The sequence below is a fragment of the Kaistella antarctica genome, from assembly GCF_900109615.1.
Lineage (GTDB): Bacteria > Bacteroidota > Bacteroidia > Flavobacteriales > Weeksellaceae > Kaistella > Kaistella antarctica.
The window spans coordinates 117,450-138,476 of the sequence record NZ_FOIX01000001.1; the positions used below are offsets into that span (position 1 = coordinate 117,450).

Below are 21,027 nucleotides of genomic sequence, written 5' to 3' on the forward strand. Positions count from 1 at the left end.
CTAAAATACGTTTTTCGCTATCTTTGTAAAAGTATGATTGACCAAAAAGCAAAAGAATTTTTCGAAAAGTACATCGGAGAAACTGCGCAAGATTTTTTCACCTTGGCTCAAAGTGGTTCTGCCAGAATCAATTTTGTAGGCAAAAGTTCTGAGGACAAATACATCATCACCTACAACGAAAACAGCCGCGAGAACGAAAGCTTTTATTATTTCTCAGCCTTATTTTCTGATTTAAAAGTTAAGGCACCAAAAGTTTTAAATATTTCTGAAGAACGAACTCTGTATATTCAAGAATTTCTGGGAGAGCAAACTTTATCGGAAATTATTGAAGCAGAAGGCTTGACCAATCGAGTAAAAAGTTTAGTTAAAAAAGCCCTTCAACAATTGGCAGCGGTTCAAATCAAAACAGAAAAAAAAATCGATTATTCAAAGACTTTCGAATACGAAAAGTATGACGAGTTGCCCATTACGAGCGATTTGTTTTATTTCAAAAGTTTTATCGCTGATGTTTTAGAAATTCCATATCACAAATCCTCTCTTCTATTAGAATTTAAAAAATTGGTTTCCAAAATAGAAAGCTTGGAGCCAAAAGGAATTATGATGCGCGACTTTCAAGCTCGTAATATTATGGTCAATAAAAAAGAGGAAGTTTTCTTTATCGATTACCAAGCTGCGATGAAAGGACCTTTGATGTACGATGTAATTTCATTTCTCTATCAAGCAAAAGCTAATTTCCCAAAAGACTATAAAGAGGAAATGCTGGATTACTACTTCTCTTTCTGGATGCAAGAAAAGGCAGCGGAATTAAAGAACTCGGTGAAGCCGATTCAGCTAATACGTTTTCTGCAAGTGTTGGGCGCCTACGGTTTCAGAGGATTGATTCAAAGAAAACAACATTTTATTTCGAGCCTTGATAAAGGAATCGAAAACCTTTATGAATTTTCAAATTCGTGGGAAGAAATGGAAGAGTATCCTGAGTTGAAAAATTTAATTAATCAATTAAAAACGGATGATATTAAATGTAAAATTGAAAAAATGATTGCGAAGGATCAGATAAATAAAAATTAATACGTCATCTTTAACCATTAAGAAATTAAGTAAAATTAAGGACGAATGTTAGTAACCAAAAAACAAGTAACCCAATTGTCATATGATATTACAGGTTTTGCAATAAAGTTCACAAGAATCTCGGGCCTGGTTTATTGGAAAGCATCTAAGAAACCTGCCTTAAATTTGAGTTGGAAAGAAACGGTTATTCTGTAAAACAGTAAGTAACGGCAGATGTCGTTTATGACGGTCTATTAATGGCAACAACCTTGAAACTTGATTTATTGGTTAATGATTTAGTTGTTGTAGAATTAAAAACGGTAGAGGAATTAAAACCTGTCCATCAAGCACAATTATTAACGTATATGAAATTGCTACAGAAACCTCAAGGATTATTAATTAATTTTTTCACTGATAATATTATAAAGTCAATGAAGCCTTTTGTAAATGAATACTTTACCTCTCTTCCAGATTAATCTTAATAATTCTTAATACCTTAATGGTTAAATAATGAAATAAATAATGAGTTTAAAAATAGAAATACATAGTTTTTCCTATAAAAAAGGAGGCATCCCAAAGGACAATTCCGGCAATGGTGGCGGTTTTGCTTTTGATTGCCGCGGAATTTTAAATCCAGGCAGAGTTGAAGAATATAAAATTCAAACAGGTTGCGATATCGGCGTACAGGATTATTTAGAAACGAAAACCGAAATGCCTAATTTCCTGGAGTTGGTCAAAAACATCGTCTCCATTAATATTGATAATTATATCGGTCGAGATTTCGATCATCTTCAAATTAATTTTGGCTGTACGGGCGGACAACACCGTTCAGTCTACGCAGCAGAAAAAATAGCTAAGTTTATTCGAGAAAAATATCCTCAAACAATGGTCACCCTTAATCACGACGAACAACCACAACTAAATTCATAATTGATGAATGATCGTTGATGAATCATTGTACTCATCAATTATTAATCATCAATTATCATTGATAAATTATGAAAGCACTTATCTTCGCGGCGGGAAAAGGAACCCGGCTGAAACCTTTTACTGATCATCATCCGAAAGCTTTGGCCTTGGTTAATGAAGTTCCGTTGTTAGAGAGGAACATCAAATATTTACAAAGTTTCGGCATCAATGATTTCGTGATTAATATTCATCATTTTGGTCAGCAGATTTCAGACTTTCTGAAAAAGAATAATAACTTTCATGCTCACATTGAACTTTCAGATGAGAAAGATCAGCTTTTAGAAACTGGTGGCGGATTGGTTTTTGCTAAAAAGTTCTTGGATCACGGGGAAGATTTTTTGATTATGAATGCTGATATTCTGACCGATTTAGATTTGAACTATTTTATAGAATACCATCAGGAAAAAAAAGATTTTGCTACATTAGCAGTATCTGACCGCAAAAGTTCTCGCAAACTTCTTTTCAATCCAGAAATGATTCTGAAAGGTTGGATGAATGTAGAATCTGGCGAACAGCGACTCGCAGAATTTAACAAAGCTTTTAAACCGCTGGCTTTTAGCGGTATTCATTGTGTAAACCCAGAGATTTTTAACAAAATAAAAAGAACCGGAAAGTTTTCCATTATGGAAGAGTATTTGGATTTGATGACCAACGAAAGTATCAGCGGTTACGAACATTCAGCCACAATTATTGATGTGGGCAGACCAGAATCAGTAATAGAAGCAGAAAAATTTTTTAAATAAGAAAATGAGTAAAATAAACAGAGGAAAAGGAACGATTAAAGCAGTACAAGACAATCCGTTTGAGATTGACCAAAAAGTACAGAATTCCTTTAAAGAAAAAACCTGGGATGAGACCATTACCAAAGACAGCTGGATGGTTTTTAAAATCATGGCAGAATTTGTAGATGGCTACGAAAGAATGGCGAAGATTGGCCCTTGCGTTTCCCTCTTCGGGTCCGCTAGAATGAAACCAGAAGATCCTCGCTACGAATTAGCGGTTGATATAGCCGAAAAAATTACAGAGATTGGGTTCGGTGTCATTACCGGCGGCGGTCCTGGAATTATGGAAGCTGGAAACAAAGGCGCGCGTAAAGGAGGTGGAAAATCCATCGGTCTTAATATTGATTTGCCTTTTGAACAACATTTCAATCCCTATATTGATAAAGGTCTCAGCATTGATTTTGATTATTTCTTTATTCGAAAAGTTATTTTTGTAAAATATTCTCAAGGATTTATCGTGATGCCAGGCGGTTTCGGAACGCTGGATGAATTAATGGAAGCCATCACTTTAATTCAAACTCATAAAATTGGCAGATTCCCAATAGTTTTAGTCGGCACCAAATTTTGGGCGGGCTTACTCGACTGGTTCAAAAACACCTTATTAGAAAGCGGAATGATTTCCGAAGAAGATCTCAGTTTATACCGCGTGGTAGATACAGCAGAAGACGCGGTTGCCCATATAAAGGCGTTTTACGATAAATATCAGGTCAACGTAAACTTCTAGTTGGCACTATATTTGAGATTATTTAATATAAAATAGAGAGATGAAAAAATATATACATGTTACCTGGATATTTGCCTTGATGATTTTCATGAGTTTCGCTGACGCAGACTTTTATTCATCAATGACAAAAGTAGATTATCTGGAAGGTAGTAAGACATTGAAATTTACGACGAAACTCAACACCGCTCACATTTCCGACGCTATCAAAATCAATCCGAACACGGCTAGTTTCGAAGCAGAAGTTAAAAAATATGTGAACAATAATTTCGATTTGTATGTGAATGGAAGCACGAAAAATTTAACTTTTACAGGAAGCCAAGTCAACGGAGAATCAGTTTGGGTTTATTTTGAAGCAAGCGGTATAGGTGAAATTAGCACCATCCGCATCAAAAACACAATTTTATTAAGTGCTTTTCCGAAACAATTTAATCTGGTGAATATTGCGTACAAAGGCAATCAGAAAACCATGAATTTCCAACGAGGAAAAGAGGTGAATGAAGTCAGTTTTTAAAAACAAGACAAAATAAGAATAAAATCCGTCTCATCACATGAGGCGGATTTTTCTTTGAAATACAATTAGTATTTCGGTAACAATTATAAAAACTAAGAATTATCTATTATTGAGCTGCTGCATTCCTTCAGACGAAACCATATCGTAATTCCAGGCAGGTTCAAAAACGAGATCGATTTCAACTTCATGTCCGGGAAGTTCTTTTTCTAAAGAATTTTTAACTCCAGTTTGTATGGCTTCACCCATCGGGCAATGTGGAGTTGTTAAAGTCATCGTGACCTTGATAATATTTTCTTCTTTTATTTCAACATCATACACCAAACCTAAATCGACGATGTTCACCATCAGTTCAGGATCGATTACTTCATAGAGCGCCATTTCAGCACGACTTATTTTATCGTAATTTTTATCGGTAGAATCGAGTATCATGATATTTTATTTCTTTTGTGGAACATTAATTTAAAAACATTGATATTGTATAAAACGGCGACTATAACCCATAATATCGCACCTATTCTAATTACGATTACTTGTTGCAGGATTATTCCCAAAGCAAAAACCAAAAAGGCTGCAATAAAAGTTCTGAATTGCCAAATGGTGAGTTTCTCGCTGTATAAATCTTTTGGCAACGGCACTTTTACTTTACCGGAAAGATTTTTATAATGGTCATTCCAGATAATGAAAGGCAGCGTTTTAAAGGTTTTCCCTAAAATAATACTGGTAATCCAACCCATAAATAGAAGTGTTCCGTAAAGCATGGTCCAGCGATAACCACTGCTAAAATATACAGCTGGTAAAAGTAAGATGGAAAGTACTAACGCTAAAAAGGAAAGGAAAGCGTGTTTCATCAACAACTCAATTCTCTTTCTTAAACGGTTTTTAAAAGTATCGTATAAATAAAGCAACCAAAGTATAATTCCCATTAAAACAATCGCGGTGTAAATTAAAACCCGGGAACTCACTCCAATAAAATATCCATCTGCGAGGAAAAGAATCAATCCTACGTTTTGAAAAATAAAAGCCCATTTCAACAAATAGTCTTTGCTTGATTTCCCCAATAAAAACATCGGAACTAATTTGGTGCTTACTCCAGTAATGAGTTGTAAAAACCAACCAGTAAATCCAGCGTGAGCATGGAGTTTTAATATTTCTAAATGACTTTGTTTAAAGAAAGGAAACTTTAAATTAATGGCCAGTAATAAACCAACAATGACGGTAAACAAAAGCCAGATTGCAGAACTCGTTAAAAAGAGTTTTTGAATCGAATATTTCTTACATATCCTACTCGTTTTCAAAACATTAAGCAAATAAAGACTTGCTGAAATCACAATCAACGATCCACCAGAAATCATCACCCAACCCACCGTTAAATTCCAGAAATTGGTGGTCAGTAAAATCATTCCCAAAGTCAAAGTGTACCAAACGAAAGAAGCCATCTTCTCGCTGTACAAGTCTTGTTCGCAAATAACAGGCAACAGCTGATGTGCGGCGCCAAAAATAATCATCGTTCCCCAACCTAAAGCCGCGACATGAACCATAGTGAGCAAATGGGGCGTAAAATAATGTTGTGTAAATGATTGCGGACTAAAAACCATCAAAACGCAAAGCACGAAAAACATCACTGCTCCGGTCGCATAAAACGGAAGGACCGCACTATTTCCTGGAGCTTTTCCTATACTAACTTGTGCCATTTATTTTTTAAAGATGAGCATTTTTACATTTCCTTCTTCTCTATTATTGATGTGAACCTGATAATTTTTATCAGCAAGTTCCTCCAATAAATAAACCGGGACTCGTTTATGATTGATGTACAAAGCATTTCCAGCTGGAAGTTCTTGCAATTCGGAAAGAATCATTTCCATGGGACCCGGCATTTCGAGTTCTCGAACATCGATTTCTTTGGTTTGTTCTTGGATAAACTGGTTGCAAATTGCTGCGAAACTTTCTTCATCATCCATATTCAGTTTTTCTTCTGCAGTTGCTGAAGAAGCAGCTGATTCATTTTCCTTTTTCAAAAAATACGTATTGAACTCCTTATCACTAATAGTTTCTACGAAAGTTGCTTCAGCTTTCTCTTGTTTTAAAAGATGAATTAAAGGCGTGGGCACAAAATTATTAATAATACAAAGAATTTTACCTGGCTCCGTAGTTTTGAAACGTCCAAGAATTTCCTTTAAAGGATCTGCACCATTATCGATAATCGGCCGAACGTCGTAGAAGTCAATATCAGCTTTATTTGCTTGTTGTAGCCACGTTGGTTTCTGTTCTGAAACCGTTTCTTCTTTAGCAGAAGATTCTTGCTCAAAAGTAAAACCCAATGGAAGAAGGACACGTTTGAATTCTTCAACAGTCGTTCCACCCATTTTCGCAGCCTCGCCAATGGTCACTCGGTAAGCCATTATTTTTCTTAAGATTGGATTTTTTAGTTTCTCCAAAGGTTTAGCCAAAGAAGCGATCGCATCTACACTTTTCGGATTGAATTTTATCAATTCAGAAATCTTTGTTTTGGCTGTTATATTTTCCATAGTCCTTATTTCATCAATATTTTTAAAGAGAAAAACTGCAGACGGTGTGTAATTTTCAAATTTAAACATCTAGGTCGTCTGCAGTAATTTCTTTTAATTCAATTTTGCCAATTCTGCATCTAGCTGAATTGCTTTCTGGAAAAGAATATTATTTTCTAGCTGTATGTGCGTTTTTAAATCAGTTTCAAATTCTTTTATTTTTTGAAAAAGATACTGGTAAGAACTGCATGCATCTGCGGGAAGCGTATAATCATTGGTTAATGTTCTAAAAAATGATAAATCCGCAGCCGCGATTTCGTGGTCTTTTTTAAGAAGATCGATTGGTTCTTGCAGAGAGCCAATTTTGTAAGTAATTTCGGTATCGGCATTTCTTTTCTTTGCTACAATCTGCTTTATCACGGGGAATAAAACCTCTTCCTCTCTGGCCGTATTGTCTAACAGGTCCTGTAAGAAATGATACATCAAAGTGGAAAGTCGGTTTAATTCGCCATGACTGTCACCGTGATGTTCTGCAACTTTTATGGTTAAATCATTCAGGTTCTCTGCATTATCTTTGATGTATTGATGATGCGTATTGACAATATAATCAATCAGGAAATCGAGTTCCCATTTATCAGAATCGTACGTTGGTGCTTTTGTTACTTTACCTGCATTCGGATCGTCTGCTAAATTATATTTTTCTGTCCTGCAATTAAATTGAACGCCTTTGTCTTTCAACATTTCTGCCTTTTTAATATCTTTGATAGAGATGGTTCCCGCGACTTCTCCACCATTTTGATTGGTAGGATTTTTAGCAATTTGAACTTCAAATAGTTCAGGACCTTTTAATAAATATTCCCAGGTAAAAATATCGCCACGCTCCGCGATCAATTCATAATACAACGGTTTTGGATCATGGTCATTTTCAATAATAAAACTTTCACCAGCTTTCAATGCATCGAAATATTGAAAAATAGTTGGATGTTTAAACTTCGGTTCAATGGCCGTTACATTTAATCGCTCCACTTCCTTTTGCTCTTCCACAGGATTTTTACAAATTTTCACAATGAACCATTCTGGACCTTTTTCCAGATATTCCCACGTGAAAATATTTCCGCGCTCCCCAATTAATTCATAGTACAATGGTTTTGGATCGTGATCATTTTCGATAACGAATTCTTCACCAGGTTGCAAAGCATCAAAATATTTAAAAATAGTAGGATGTTTCATTCTAGGTTCTAGTTTAGTTACATCCAAAGTTTCTATTGTTGCCATCTTTAATAAGTTTTTTTAGTTAGGTAAGTTGTTGTTTATTGTATCAAATCTATTTTTAAGGACTTAATTATTCTCTTCTTAATTGTAGTTTCTCCATCGAATTTTCTATTCTAAACTGGCTTAAAGTGGTCTTGCCATAAATCTCCTGCAATTGATCTCTTGCTTCCTTATACGTATTGTGAATAGGGCAAGGATTTGTTTCTGAGCAGAAGGCCAAACCAAGTCCACAACCTTGAAACATTTTATCGCCATCGATCGCAGTGATAATATCTGCCAGTGAATGTCTGGCATCGTCATCGGAGATATAAAAGCCTCCGTATCTTCCTTTTGAGGATTGGAGAAATCCTTGTTTGCTTAATCCTTGAAGGATTTTTCCAATAAAAAGCTCGGGTGAATTTATTTTCCCAGCGACTTCTTTAATGTTAATCATACTTCCATCGCGAGACTGCTGTGCGATATAAATCATCGCTCTTAAGGCATATTCACAGGTTTTTGATAACATATTATTTGATTTCGATCAGACAAAGATATAAAATATTATTATATCGGACTAATTTGTCTTATTTAAATTTAGACTGAAATATTTTTCGCCATCAACTTTAAATATGAAAACAATTGGGACGAAATAACCTTTGACGTCAATAAAAAAATCCGCCCCTTTGCAGAGGCGGATTTAGTTTTAGTGATAAGAACGTAAATTCTTATTGAACTTTAATATTATCTAACTGAATTGTTGTAGTAACACCAGAACCATTACCAGCATATTTGAACATTACAAATCCTTTTCCAGTTAACGATGCCGGGATCGTATAGCTTCCTGCCGGACCAAAGTTACCATAATTTTGTGCCGGAGCTTTTGGAATGGTAAAACTAGAAGTAATATCTGTTAGTGTAGCAGAAGTAATATCTCCTAAAGGAACATAGTTAGTAGAGGTAAATACCTTCAAAGCATCACCAGTATAGAAACCAACATTCACATCGAAAGTTATTTTGTTACCAGGTGTAAATGTTACCGGAACAACGAAGAAAGCTTCGAATGGACCTGTACCTGCGTTTGCACCAATCTGGATATAATTGTTTCCACTAAAGTTTCTTAACTGCCAATATCTGTTACCCAAAACTGGATCGTTGATATATGGAGGGAAAACTTCTAACAAGTTTCCTGAGAAACTTTCAAATGTTTCAGCTAAAGTTGTAGGATAAGTAAGAGCAGTACCTCCTTTTGGTGGAGTTGGGTCGAATCTTGTTCCTGTTGGTGGAATTTGAACATCTGCCAAACCTCTGATTAGCATCTGAAAGTTCGCGTTATACTTACTTACTACGAAAGTTAATTTACCACTTCCTTTTGGTAGAAGCGTTGCACCATAAGTTGCAAATCCTGAGCTTCTAAGGTTAGTAGAACCACCTACTGCATCTTCTATTTTACGATCTGTATCAACTGGAGCACCTGCTAAATAATTAACGTAAGCTTTGTTCTCAGGATATAATTCCGCAATATTAAACTGCACATTTGGTACAGTTACCAAAGTATTGATATACTTATCTTGCATTGAAGCAGCAAGACTTGGTAATTCTGTTGGTTTAATAGGAACAATGTCAACATTATTACCATTACAAACTGCAGAAATATATCTACCAAATAAAACTCCCGGAATTCTACCGATAGCGAACGTAGGATCTACCGCACCGATTTTCACCGAACCACGATCTAAACCTAATCTTAATCCTTTAGCATTAATTCTAACGTGAGTTCCTACTGGGAAATCTGCGTAATTATTTGCTCGGTCAAGTTCCATTTGCAGACCCGCAGTTGGGTTCTCTGCCTTGTCTTGAAAAGAAATCGTTTTGTAGAAGTTACTACTTTCATCAGATGAAATGATGTATGCATCGAAAATCTGATCAGTCGTGATTAAGACATACCCAGTTGCAGGAGCTAGTGCTTTAAAGTCAGCCATAGAAATGGTTGGAGCATCAAACTTATTATTGCAATTAATTGGCGGCGTATCCCAATCATCCTTATTTACACAAGAGCTTACTGCAAATGCTGAAATAGCAAGTACAAAAGCGGTTTTAAAATATTGTTTGAAATTCATTTTATTGTTTTTTAAAATTCTGATTACTATTTAAAATCTAACTTGAAGGTTTACGAAATAAGATCTACCCTGCGTGTACCAGTATTTTGGACCGAACAACGGATATTCTCTGCTTTTATCTTCAACATAACCTGGGAAGGTAACTCGTCTGGTTTGTTCAAAACCACCCGTAATATATTTAGTATTATCTAAAATATTATTTACAGATGCAGTCACCAACACATAGTATGCTCCTAATCTCCATGATTTACCAACGTTGGCATTCAAGAAAGAAGATGAAGGAAGTTTATTCGGTTGCAAAGCGCTTCTCAAAGTAGATTCATCAAGACCTGCGTACGGTGTTCCTGTTACTGGATTCTGTACAAATCTTTCTGTTCTTAATAACGGAGAAGGATCTAGATAATTATCATCTAAATAATTCCAGTTAGCTCCAAACCACCAAAACTTGGTAGAGTTATATCTGAACCCTAGGGAATATCCCTGCTGTGGTGTTCCACCTTGTTTTGAATTTTTCAAATAGGCTTTTCCTAAATCTTGGTAAGCTTTACCGTCGGCAAAAGTTCCTGCAGCATCTGATGCGAAATAAACATTCGGATCATTTTTGTAAGTAAACTGACCATAACTTGCTAAACCTTGTACAGATAATGTAGGTAAGATTTTAACATCTACGCCTAATTCAGCACCCATATTTCGTTTATCAACGTTAGACATGATCTGCGTTACGAAAGCACTCTGTACATTAGTAACTTCTCCGTCAGTACTTGCAGATGCTAACTGAATACCATCGGCAAAGAATCTCTGCACATTGGTGTCATGTTGTGTATCTACTAAATAACCAGTCAATCTCATTTTAAAGAATGGGCTATTAATCACGTAACTCAAGTCATTTGCATTGATGATTGTATTATCAATATCTGGTGCAGTCGATGAGTTCACTCTTGGATTGATGAATAAATCTTCTAAGAAAGGCGCTTGATTAAAGTAAGCTCCGTTATATACTAAGAAGTTTCTACCATCAATTCTATAAGTAACCTGTCCTTTTAAACCAAAATTCCAGAAGTCGTAATTAGGACTTTTCCCGAAAGAATCTTTGTATAAGTAATGGTTGTAGTGACCTTCTCTGGAAGAAGTAGAATATCCAGCTAAACCAGAAACAAAAACATCAAAGTTACCTGTTTGGAATTTCAAACCTGGATTTACTTTAACTTCCTGTCTTGCAAAACTGTAATTGTAATTAATTTTATCTCCTACTCTTTTTGCAACATCGGTTTCGCCGTCATTATAAAGACCGCTTTTACCTGGTTGGTTCGTAGCAGAGAATGGATCCCTGTTCAACGCAAAGTCTGCCCCTAAAAGATCTTTTACTTCTCGGTATAATTCAGACTTATAGTTTTCGTAAGATAGATTCAATAAGAACTTGGTGGTATTATTAATGTCATATACATAATGAGTACCTGCGTTGAAAATTTTATCATCGCTTACATCAGCAACTTGAAAATACAAAGCACGTTTCCCAGTTTGACCATAATATTCACCTGCTGCCTGATTCATATTTCTTTTATACAAAGCATCCCAGTTCAATTGAGTGAAAGCTGGATCTCCATTTTGCCATCCGTTCAATGATTCTTGGTAGGCCTGCTGCGCTGTTGTAGCAACACCACCTTCTGGAACTGCAACTGAGGCATTAGGATCTAATGAATCATAGTAACTTGGCAAGTATCGGTAATAAGTTGGCGATGGGTTTTGCACACTTTGCCAATCTAATCTCGCTCCTTTATCTTTTCCAAATTGGTAAGATACGGCGGTACGTAAACTTGATTTATCATTAATCTTCCAGAAGTCTTGAATTTGGAAAATCGGCTGGAAACCAGATTTTACTCTTTCACTTCTTTTCTTACCATCTTGATAACCCCAATAAGAGTTGTAATGAATACCTCTGTAATCATAAACCTCTTGCGTGCTTGGGCTAGAAGTTGATCTTCTATACGGTGCCGCAAATGCATTTACAGTTACAGTATGAGAATCATTGAATTTCTTCTCAATTCCTAAGAATCCACCCCAAGCATCATAGAAAGTTCCTTCTTGGATTCCTTCTTGTGCCCATCGTCTAGCTCCCATGGCAGTAAATGCCCAACCAGACTTGCTCATTCCTGAGGTGTAACGGAGCGATGCTCTGTTTCTGTAATTCCTGTTGGTTAGGGAGTAAGTTGCTTGAAAACCCTTACGGTATTCACTCGCATTGGTATTTTTGTAAATAACAGAACTTGCCCCACCGAACGCATATTCAGAAGGAGCATGATTCGCAGCGATTTCAGGATATCTGGTGATTTCATTTAAACCTCCCCAGTTTCCGTAATCTACGTTTCCGTTATCAGACTTCACCATAGAAACACCATTCATCATGGTTTCTCCGGATCTACCGTCAATACCTCTTGGTCGGAACCAATAAGCCCCCAAATCGTAGGCAGCAATTCTACTGAAGACATCTTGCGATGATTGCAGTAAACCTACTGTTGTACCCTGACTCGAGTTTTCTTCATCACCACTACTTTCAATAATGGCAAGACCTTGATCTACTCCAGTTAAACTGGAATACAGCGTTACCACGCCCAAGTCTTTTTTCTTCTCGTCATTGATGTCGAATTCCATTACTTTCGTCTCGTAATTCGGTTTCGTAATGACAATTTGGTAATGTCCTGTTTTCAGATCGACGAACTGGAAATATCCAATTTTATCGGCCTTCACCTCATTACCTGATCCTTTTAAATCAATCGCTGCATTTTCCACTACTTTACCGTCTGCATCTTTTAAATAAGCATAAACCGTAGTTTGTGCAAAATAAAAGGATGCTGGTAGCAGCGTAAACAGAGAGATTAAAGATAACTTTTTAATCATGTTATAATTTATTTTTCGCTTTTTGAATTAAAAATCAATTCAGTAAATTAATTAGGGCGAATTTAGGCATAATTATATTAATTTAGTTTTAATTAACATATTTTCAACGCAAAAGCTGATACTTATTAGTATAATATGAAAAGATGCACGGTCGAAATTATATTTTACTAACTTTGCGTTATAAATATAATTAAAAATTATAATGAGAAAAATTGTAAGTTTTGTATTCTTAATGACTTTCTGTTTTATTTTTGGTCAGCAGAAGGGTCAACTAAGAAAAGTGGCGACCATAGGATTTATGAATGTAGAAAATCTTTGGGACACTATTGCGTCTGCTGATTACATCGATGGAACTAAGGATGTAAGCAACCCCGCTTTCCACCGAAGTGTTCCCCTAGATTCATTAAAATATTTAGAAACAACTGAAGAGTATTATGGTGAATGGAGAGATGACCTATTAAAAGGAAAAAAAGTAGTGCGCAAGCAAATCCTTGCTGATGATTTTACATACAACAGTCCTAAAAACTGGAACACCAAAAACTACAACATCAAAATCGCCAATCAAGCGAAAGTAATCGCAGAAATGGGTGCGCAATATACTAAGACCGCTCCTGTAATTGTAGGATTAATTGAGGTTGAGAACAGACAGGTAATTGAAGATCTCATCAAGCATCCACTTTTAGTAAAATATGACTATGGAATTATTCATTACAACTCGTATGATGCCAGAGGAATTGATGTAGCAATTATTTACCAGAAAAGAAGATTTACGCCAAGTAACTCTTTGAAGAAAGAAATTAAAATCTACAACGACGATGGTAAAAGAGCTTATACTCGTGACATTATCGTGGCTACCGGATTTTTAGATAATGAAAAAGTAGCTTTCTTCATGAATCACTGGCCAGCGAGAAGTGGTGGTGAAGCCCGTTCATTACCTAGAAGAAATGCAGCAGCCAAAGTTTTGAAACAACAGATGGACAGTGTGCGATTGCAAGATCCAACTGCAAAATTGTTCGCCATGGGTGACTTTAATGATGACCCAGTGAACACCAGTTTGAAAAATATTTTAGGCGCCGTAGCAACTCCAAAAGATCTTAGCGCTGAAAATCCTTACTTGAATTTAATGTATCCTTTGTTTAAAAGAGGGGTAGCTTCTCTTGCTTATCAAGATGCGCCAAACCTCTTTGATCAAATCGTCGTATCTGGAAATTTAATTTCTAATGAAGTAGGAAAAGAATACTCTGTTTATAAAACGGAAGTCTTCGCGCCACCTTACCTTATCAATAGAGAGGGCAACTGGAAGGGTTATCCGCTTCGTTCTTGGAATGGTGACCAATTTACAGGCGGCTACAGTGACCACTTCCCAGCCTTTGTGGTTGTACAGCGAGAAGTTCAATAAGCAAAACATGACCAAATTAAAAACCGTTTTTCGAAGCGGTTTTTTTTGGCTGTAGATTTGATTCATTATTAAAAAGTTCACAATGAAAAAATTACTATTTCTTCTTAGTCTATTTTTACTAACGGTAAACTGCTCCACTCAAAAAACGGCTACCAATCCAACGAAAGATAAGCAGCCGATGCAGGCACAAAAAGACGATGACGGCGAATATGATTTGGTTGTTTTTGATACGGAGTACAATTACTATTTAGCTGCGATCGCCCGACCAATGATGACTTATTCTGAAGAGTATTTAAAATCCAGAAATCGTTTTTTAGCGACAGAATGGAACAACTATTATAGTGCTAACAGATATCCTAATATTATAGAATCTTCGATTGATTACGACCCAAACATTAATTACGGCTTGAAGTACGAGTACAAATTATTTCAAGTGTTTAATTATGTACGATGGAAATACGGTTTGAGAATGAGCGGTATCAGCCAGGCAGATATGAGGTAAAACCGATCAAACCACATAAAACAAGAAAAGTTCAGAATCATCTGAACTTTATTTTTTTTCTAATTTGTCGAGTTGTAAAACTCTTCTCCTCATAATAAGGATTTAGAAGCGATAATTATTTATTAAATTTCTCTTCTACTTTGTCCCAGTTTACAACATCGAAAAATGCTGCTACGTAATCTGGTCTTCTGTTTTGATAATTCAAATAATAAGCGTGTTCCCAAACATCAAGTCCTAATAATGGAGTTCCTTGACAATCTGCAACTGGCATTAATGGGTTATCTTGATTTGGACTTGAGCAAACCGCCACAGATCCATCTTCTTTTTTACATAACCAAGCCCAACCTGAACCGAATCTTGTTTTGGCTGCTTCGGAGAAATCAGTTTTGAATTTATCAAACCCACCATAAGATTCAATGGCTGCTTTTACATTTCCTACTGGCTCTTTGCTTCCTCCTGGAGTTAAAATTTCCCAGAAAAGAGAGTGGTTAAAATGACCACCTCCGTTATTTCTAACAGCCGCTTTATCTGTTCCTGTTTTGCAAACCTCTTCAATCGATTTTCCTTCTAAATCAGTTCCTGCTATTGCTTTATTCAAATTATCTACATAACCTTGATGGTGTTTCGTGTAATGGATTTCCATTGTTTTCGCATCAATAGTTGGTTCCAGTGCGTCGTACGCATATCCTAATTTTGGTAATTCAAATGACATAATGTTATTTTATTAAAGTGTTATTAGTCAAATTTAATCATTATTTAGTCCAATTCCAAAAAGGTCGGATTACTTTAATAAATCTTTAACATTGACGAAAACAAAAAAACCGCTTCGAAAAACGGTTTTATATCTAGGCAAAATTTACTTTAAACGTAAACTTTCAAATGTCTATCTATTCATTGACATCAAAAACTCTTCATTGTTTAAAGTGTTTTTAATGCTTTTGTTTACAAATTCCATTGCTTCAACTGGATTCATATCAGCGAGATACTTTCTTAAAATCCACATTCTTTGTTGAACGGTATCTTCAAGAAGCAAATCATCTCTTCTCGTACTAGACGATGTAAGATCAATCGCTGGGAAAATTCTTTTGTTGGCGATTTTACGGTCGAGTTGTAATTCCATATTTCCAGTTCCTTTGAACTCTTCGAAAATCACTTCGTCCATTTTAGAACCTGTATCAATTAAAGCTGTGGCGATAATTGTTAAAGATCCACCGCCTTCAATATTTCTGGCGGCACCGAAGAATCGTTTGGGTTTGTGTAATGCGTTGGCATCAACTCCACCTGATAAAATTTTGCCAGAAGCTGGCGTTACCGTGTTATAAGCTCTTGCCAAACGCGTAATTGAATCTAAAAGAATAACCACATCATGTCCACATTCGACCATTCTCTGCGCCTTCGATAGAACCAAGTTCGCCACTTTTACGTGCTTTTCAGCTGGCTCATCAAATGTAGAAGCAATTACTTCTGCATTCACGCTCCGTTCCATATCAGTTACCTCTTCCGGTCTTTCATCGATGAGTAAAATCATCATGTACGCTTCTGGATGGTTGGCGGAAATTGAATTCGCAATCTCTTTCAACAACATCGTTTTACCCGTTTTCGGTTGAGCCACAATCATGGCGCGCTGACCTTTACCAATCGGTGTAAATAAATCGACAATTCTGGTGGAAGGTGTTGCGTTTTTTCCCGTCAAATTAAATTTCTCTTCTGGGAAAAGCGGCGTTAAGAATTCGAAGGCTACTCTATCTTTTATAAAATCAAGATCTCTTCCGTTTACTTCTGTTGGCTTCATTAAAGAGAAATACTTTTCTCCTTCTTTTGGCAACCTTACAATTCCTCTTACGGTATCTCCAGTTTTTAAAGCATAATTTCTAATCTGGTTGGTCGAAACGTAAACATCGTCGGGAGAAGAAATATAGGAAAAATCTGACGAACGCAAAAATCCGTAATTATCTGGTAGGATTTCTAAAACGCCTTCAATGGTTACCAGACCGTCAAAATTAAATTCTTTTTTAGCCGGTTCTTCGTGGGAATCACCGCTTTGTTGATTTTTATTTTGGTTCGGGTTTTTATGCTGATTTTGGTTCTTGTGCTGATGTTGCGGCTGTTTATTTTGGTTTCCGTTTTGATTCGGATTATCTTTCCCGCTTTGATTTGGGTTATCCTTTACATCTTGATTTGGATTTTCCCTATTGCTTTGATTAGGATTCTCCCGACCGCTTTGAGTGGGATTTTCCTTTACACCATGATTCGCATTTTCCTTTCCACCTTGATTCGGATTTTGATTTCCGGTTCCTGATTGATTGGGATTGGAATTTTGTTTTCGTGGTTGTTCTGGTTTGGCGTCGGATTGAACTTCAGCTTCCGCAACAACTTCTGTTTCAGTAGTTTCAGCATCAGTTTTTGGCGGAGCAACACGTTGTCTTTTTTTCTTTTGCTGATTCAGCGCCGATGCATTTGAGGGTGCAGTTTCTGAGTTTTCACTAGAAGTTTCGGTTTCAACTTTGGCAGAAATTTCTTTTGTTTCCTCAGATTCGGTTTTCGAAATCTCTTTGGGAGTTTCTTTCACCATTTCTTTTGGAGTTTCCGCAGAATCATCAACCGGCTTTTCCACTTTTTTTCGCGGAGCAGGTTTTTTGGCTACTGGCTTTTTAGCTACGGCAGCTTTCGGTTCTTCTGTATTTGTAGGAGTTTCTGTGGCGTTGTAATAATCTTTTGCTACTTTCGTATTGGATGCTTGAAAATCCAGAATAGCAAAAACTTTATCGTTGTCGGTGCTGTTTTTAGCAAGTTTAACGCCCAGATCGTTTGTGATTTTAGTCAAATCTGTATCGGATTTTGACCTTAATGTTTCAATGTTGAACATAAATGTTACGCAAAAAGTAATTTATAAGTGATTGTATGTAAGAAAGTTAAGTCAGGTGACTTTTCTCTTTTCGGTCGTTTGTATTGCAAATCTACGTTTATTTTTTAATTATGCAAAAAATTATTGGTATTTTTGTAGTCACAATCGAATCATATGTTGCAGAGAATACAGACGGTATGGATATTTTTGGCGATTTTAGGCGCCGTGTTTTTATTTGTTACAGGTCAGGATTTTTCCTTATTTGGACCAGTCCCTTTTATATCGGTAGCCTGTGTGATGCTCGTACTTTTTGGATTCATCAGTATCTTAAGTTATAAAGACCGCAAAAGACAAATCCAGCTGAATAACATCAGTATGATTATAAACGCTTTGTTGCTCGGTTTATTGGCGTATTGGTTACTCACTTTACCCGGAGGAATAGATTTTCCTGAGAAGGGTATTGAGCCTGTTTTCCCGTTATTAGCTATAATATGTTTGCTGATTGCAAATGTTTATATACGGAAAGACGAAAGGCTCGTAAAATCTGTAGACCGTCTCCGATAAGCGTACAACGATTTTTTTTGAGTGAAACAGTTCCAAATTTGGGACTGTTTTTTTCTTAAATCTTTCTGTTTAAATTTTTATCTTTATCAAAATAAGTAGGTATGTCTAAATTTTTCTTTCTGTGGTTATTGGGCAATTCGTCCCTATTATTTTCCCAAGAGGTTTCGAAAAAAAGAGTAGTCGAAGTTTTGTCTCATTTAGCTTCCGACGAAATGAAAGGTCGCGAAATCGGAACTCCTGAAAATGAAACGGCCGCACTTTATATCGCTCAAAAATTTGCGGAGAACAAACTCGATTATTGCGTCGGCCACTCTTACCTAGTTCCGTTTAATTACAGAGGAAAAATAGTGTATAATGTTTGTGCTATTAAAAAAGGAAAGTCCGAAAAAACCTTGGCTTTCTCTGCTCATTTCGATCATATAGGTATAAGTGATAATCCAAGAGATCAAGTTTTTAATGGCGCTGACGATAATGCTAGCGGGGTAACTGCAATGATCGGCTTAGCAGACTATTTCAAAACCAAAGAACCTGATTTCTCCTTAATGTTTATCGCCTTTAATGGAGAAGAAAAAGGAATGAAAGGATCAAAAGCGATTGTAGAGATTCCAGATTTACAGACAAAACACCAGAATATTGCGGCGCTGTTTAATTTTGAAATGGTCGCTACGGTCTCCCAATTCGGACCCAACGCTTTATACATGACTGGTGATGAATTCTCTGACGTTGATGAACTTTTCAACGCTCAATCTATTAACAATTTAAAGATCCAGCCAGATCCTCATATAGGACAGCAGCTTTTTTACCGTTCAGACAATGTAAGCTTCGTGAAAAAGAAAATCATAGCGCACTCCTTATCAACGGTCGATATGACTAAAGCAAAACATTACCATCAATTAAATGACGATTTAGAAATCGTCGATTTCGATAACTTAACTGAGATCATTAATAATTTTGGGAAAACGATTGAAAAATTAAACCCACAAAACTTCGCACCGAAATACACAGATAAGGTTAGTTTCGAGTAACAAAATGCACAATTGAAAATTCCGTAAATTCGCGACTTAATTTCACTTAATGAAACCTTTCCAAAGAATTCTTTTTTTCGCAAAACCTCATCAAAAATATTTGTTCGCCAGCATGTTTTGCAACCTCATGTACTCGGTTTTAAATATTTTCTCCGTGGCGACGATGTTGCCTATTTTAGGATTGATGTTCGGAACCGTCGAAAAAGTAGATACGTCAAAACCACCCATAAACTCTGGAAGACTAGTTGATTTTTTCGGATATGCAAAGGATTGGGCTTACTACACGATTCAAAGTGAGATCGATCAACATGGTGCAGTCAAAGTTCTTGCAATTCTTTGTTCCATTACCGCTGCGGCCTTTTTACTGAGGAATGCTTTCCGCTATTTAGGTTCTTATATCCTCGTCAATTATCGCGTTGGAATTACCAAAGATTTAAGAACGGCGATGTATGATAAATTTTTAAAATTGCCTGTTTCCTTTTTTACGGAGAAACGAAAAGGCGATATGATGTCGAGAATATCCAATGATATTGGTGGCGTAGAAGGTGGCATCATGGGAAGTTTGGTCGATATCATCAACTCACCATTTATGATTATCACTTCACTCATCACTTTATTCATCCTTTCGCCCAAATTGACTCTATTCTCTTTGTTGGTTTTCCCGGTGATGGGTTGGTTAATTTCATGGGTCGGAAAAAGTTTAAAAAAGCAAGCCACCGCCGCACAAGAAGAATTAGGGAATTTATTTTCCTTAGTGGATGAAACCTTGAAATCATCGAAGGTCATTAAAATTTTTAATGCAGATAAAATCCTCAAAAACAGATTCAACACCACCACCGACAATTGGCAAAAATATTCCATCGGAATGAGTCGTCGACGCGAACTTGCTTCGCCAATGAGTGAGTTTTTAGGTTCAGTTACGATTTTAATAATCACGTGGTATGCAGGCGTACAAATCCTTACTGAACAAACCATGGAGCCAGAAACCTTCTTGGTTTTCATCGCTATGTTTTTTCAAATTTTGGATCCAGCCAAGAAGTTATCGAGTGCCATTTCTAATATTCAGGGTGGAATGGCGAGTTTAGATCGTGTTTCAGAAGTTTTAGATTACGATTTGAAAATTGACGAAATTGCTAATCCGGTGCCGATTTCTACATTAAAAAATCAAATTGAATTTAAAAATATTGGTTTCTTTTATGATAAAGACAATGTTATCTTAAAGAATTTTAATCTGATTCTGCCAAAAGGAAAAACCATTGCTTTGGTGGGTCAATCTGGTTCTGGCAAAACGACCATCGCGAATTTGTTAGCTAGATTTTATGATGTTTCGGAAGGTGAAATTTTGGTGGATGGAGAAAATGTGAAAAACTTGAAGGTCACCGATTACCGTAATCTTTTGGGAATGGTTACGCAGGAATCTGTATTATTTAATGATTCCATCTTTAATAATATTTTGATGGGAAAACCCGACGCTACCGAAGAGGAAGTAATAACTGCGGCGAGAATCGCCAACGCTCACGAGTTTATCGATCATCTTCCAGAAAAATATTACACCAATATCGGCGATGATGGAAATAAACTTTCTGGTGGACAAAAACAAAGAGTTTCCATTGCCAGAGCCGTTCTGAAGAATCCGCCGATTATGATTTTGGATGAAGCAACCTCTGCTTTAGATACAGAAAGCGAAAGATTCGTACAAGATGCTTTAGAAAAAATGATGGAAAACCGAACTTCTCTTGTCATCGCTCACCGACTTTCAACCATTCAAAAAGCAGACTGGATTGTCGTCATGGAGCGAGGAATTATTGTTGAACAAGGAACTCATCAGGAATTATTCGACAACAAAGGAATGTATCGTAAATTAGTTGATTTGCAGACTTTTGGTTAGATTT

General features: G+C 36.4%; 21 protein-coding genes. 12 read left to right on the forward strand and 9 right to left on the reverse strand.

What is annotated here, in order from left to right; genetic code table 11:
- The first annotated feature begins 33 nt into the window (after positions 1–33).
- The 7 genes from BMX49_RS00530 to BMX49_RS00555 all read left to right on the forward strand — a co-directional run bounded on the left by BMX49_RS00530 (position 34) and on the right by BMX49_RS00555 (position 4,033).
- Positions 34–1,068, forward strand: a complete 1,035-nt coding sequence (locus BMX49_RS00530) for an aminoglycoside phosphotransferase family protein (protein ID WP_034717694.1) — start codon at positions 34–36, stop codon at positions 1,066–1,068.
- Between the two features lie 45 nt (positions 1,069–1,113).
- A complete protein-coding gene (locus BMX49_RS14825) occupies positions 1,114–1,263 on the forward strand; it encodes a hypothetical protein (RefSeq protein ID WP_260242600.1) in 150 nt (49 codons plus the stop codon).
- Between the two features lie 41 nt (positions 1,264–1,304).
- Positions 1,305–1,523, forward strand: a complete 219-nt coding sequence (locus BMX49_RS14830) for a GxxExxY protein (RefSeq protein WP_246005096.1) — start codon at positions 1,305–1,307, stop codon at positions 1,521–1,523.
- 46 nt (positions 1,524–1,569) lie between these two features.
- Positions 1,570–1,977, forward strand: coding sequence for a RapZ C-terminal domain-containing protein (locus tag BMX49_RS00540; RefSeq protein WP_034717697.1), 408 nt, complete (start codon positions 1,570–1,572; stop codon positions 1,975–1,977).
- Positions 1,978–2,045: 68 nt separating this feature from the next.
- Complete coding sequence (locus BMX49_RS00545; RefSeq protein ID WP_034717698.1) at positions 2,046–2,759, forward strand: nucleotidyltransferase family protein; 714 nt, start codon at positions 2,046–2,048, stop codon at positions 2,757–2,759.
- Between the two features lie 4 nt (positions 2,760–2,763).
- Complete coding sequence (locus tag BMX49_RS00550) at positions 2,764–3,522, forward strand: LOG family protein (protein WP_081864340.1); 759 nt, start codon at positions 2,764–2,766, stop codon at positions 3,520–3,522.
- 40 nt (positions 3,523–3,562) lie between these two features.
- The gene (locus tag BMX49_RS00555) at positions 3,563–4,033 is read left to right on the forward strand and encodes a DUF6702 family protein (protein WP_034717700.1); all 471 of its coding nucleotides are present in this window, start codon (positions 3,563–3,565) and stop codon (positions 4,031–4,033) included.
- A 99-nt stretch (positions 4,034–4,132) separates the two neighbouring features.
- On the opposite strand, the gene BMX49_RS00560 is transcribed toward BMX49_RS00555, so the two are convergent.
- From BMX49_RS00560 to BMX49_RS00595, 7 genes are all read right to left on the reverse strand, one after another.
- Positions 4,133–4,462, reverse strand: a complete 330-nt coding sequence (locus BMX49_RS00560) for a metal-sulfur cluster assembly factor (RefSeq protein ID WP_034717703.1) — start codon at positions 4,460–4,462, stop codon at positions 4,133–4,135.
- A complete protein-coding gene (locus BMX49_RS00565; protein WP_034717704.1) occupies positions 4,459–5,724 on the reverse strand; it encodes a hypothetical protein in 1,266 nt (421 codons plus the stop codon). The genes BMX49_RS00560 and BMX49_RS00565 overlap by 4 nt, the downstream gene beginning before the upstream one ends.
- Positions 5,725–6,558 carry a DUF2249 domain-containing protein gene (locus BMX49_RS00570; RefSeq protein WP_170166242.1) on the reverse strand — a complete coding sequence of 278 codons (834 nt, stop codon included), beginning with the start codon at positions 6,556–6,558 and terminating at the stop codon, positions 5,725–5,727.
- A gap of 93 nt (positions 6,559–6,651) precedes the next feature.
- Positions 6,652–7,812, reverse strand: a complete 1,161-nt coding sequence (locus BMX49_RS00575) for a DUF2249 domain-containing protein (protein WP_081864341.1) — start codon at positions 7,810–7,812, stop codon at positions 6,652–6,654.
- A gap of 67 nt (positions 7,813–7,879) precedes the next feature.
- The gene (locus tag BMX49_RS00585) at positions 7,880–8,314 is read right to left on the reverse strand and encodes an RrF2 family transcriptional regulator (protein WP_034717708.1); all 435 of its coding nucleotides are present in this window, start codon (positions 8,312–8,314) and stop codon (positions 7,880–7,882) included.
- Between the two features lie 199 nt (positions 8,315–8,513).
- Complete coding sequence (locus BMX49_RS00590) at positions 8,514–9,905, reverse strand: M949_1556 family lipoprotein (RefSeq protein ID WP_034717710.1); 1,392 nt, start codon at positions 9,903–9,905, stop codon at positions 8,514–8,516.
- A 30-nt stretch (positions 9,906–9,935) separates the two neighbouring features.
- Positions 9,936–12,800, reverse strand: coding sequence for a TonB-dependent receptor (locus BMX49_RS00595; RefSeq protein WP_034717711.1), 2,865 nt, complete (start codon positions 12,798–12,800; stop codon positions 9,936–9,938).
- Positions 12,801–13,002: 202 nt separating this feature from the next.
- Here BMX49_RS00595 and BMX49_RS00600 point away from each other — a divergent pair, with 202 nt between their 5' ends.
- Both BMX49_RS00600 and BMX49_RS00605 read left to right on the forward strand, forming a co-directional pair.
- Positions 13,003–14,199, forward strand: a complete 1,197-nt coding sequence (locus BMX49_RS00600) for an endonuclease/exonuclease/phosphatase family protein (RefSeq protein WP_034717713.1) — start codon at positions 13,003–13,005, stop codon at positions 14,197–14,199.
- A gap of 82 nt (positions 14,200–14,281) precedes the next feature.
- A complete protein-coding gene (locus BMX49_RS00605) occupies positions 14,282–14,701 on the forward strand; it encodes a DUF6146 family protein (RefSeq protein ID WP_034717715.1) in 420 nt (139 codons plus the stop codon).
- A 115-nt stretch (positions 14,702–14,816) separates the two neighbouring features.
- Here the strand turns inward: BMX49_RS00605 and BMX49_RS00610 are convergent, their stop codons facing one another.
- Positions 14,817–15,413, reverse strand: coding sequence for a superoxide dismutase (locus BMX49_RS00610; RefSeq protein WP_034717716.1), 597 nt, complete (start codon positions 15,411–15,413; stop codon positions 14,817–14,819).
- A gap of 171 nt (positions 15,414–15,584) precedes the next feature.
- Positions 15,585–17,567 (reverse strand): transcription termination factor Rho, encoded by a 1,983-nt coding sequence (rho, locus tag BMX49_RS00615; protein WP_034717717.1) that lies wholly within the window; start codon positions 17,565–17,567, stop codon positions 15,585–15,587.
- 153 nt (positions 17,568–17,720) lie between these two features.
- Between rho and BMX49_RS00620 the strand changes: the two genes are divergently transcribed.
- The 3 genes from BMX49_RS00620 to BMX49_RS00630 all read left to right on the forward strand — a co-directional run bounded on the left by BMX49_RS00620 (position 17,721) and on the right by BMX49_RS00630 (position 21,023).
- Positions 17,721–18,110, forward strand: a complete 390-nt coding sequence (locus tag BMX49_RS00620) for a DUF4293 family protein (protein ID WP_034717719.1) — start codon at positions 17,721–17,723, stop codon at positions 18,108–18,110.
- 101 nt (positions 18,111–18,211) lie between these two features.
- Positions 18,212–19,135: a M28 family metallopeptidase gene (locus BMX49_RS00625; RefSeq protein WP_051803621.1), complete on the forward strand. Its 924-nt coding sequence runs from the start codon at positions 18,212–18,214 to the stop codon at positions 19,133–19,135.
- Between the two features lie 49 nt (positions 19,136–19,184).
- Positions 19,185–21,023, forward strand: a complete 1,839-nt coding sequence (locus BMX49_RS00630) for an ABC transporter ATP-binding protein (protein ID WP_034717721.1) — start codon at positions 19,185–19,187, stop codon at positions 21,021–21,023.
- Positions 21,024–21,027: the final 4 nt, after the last annotated feature.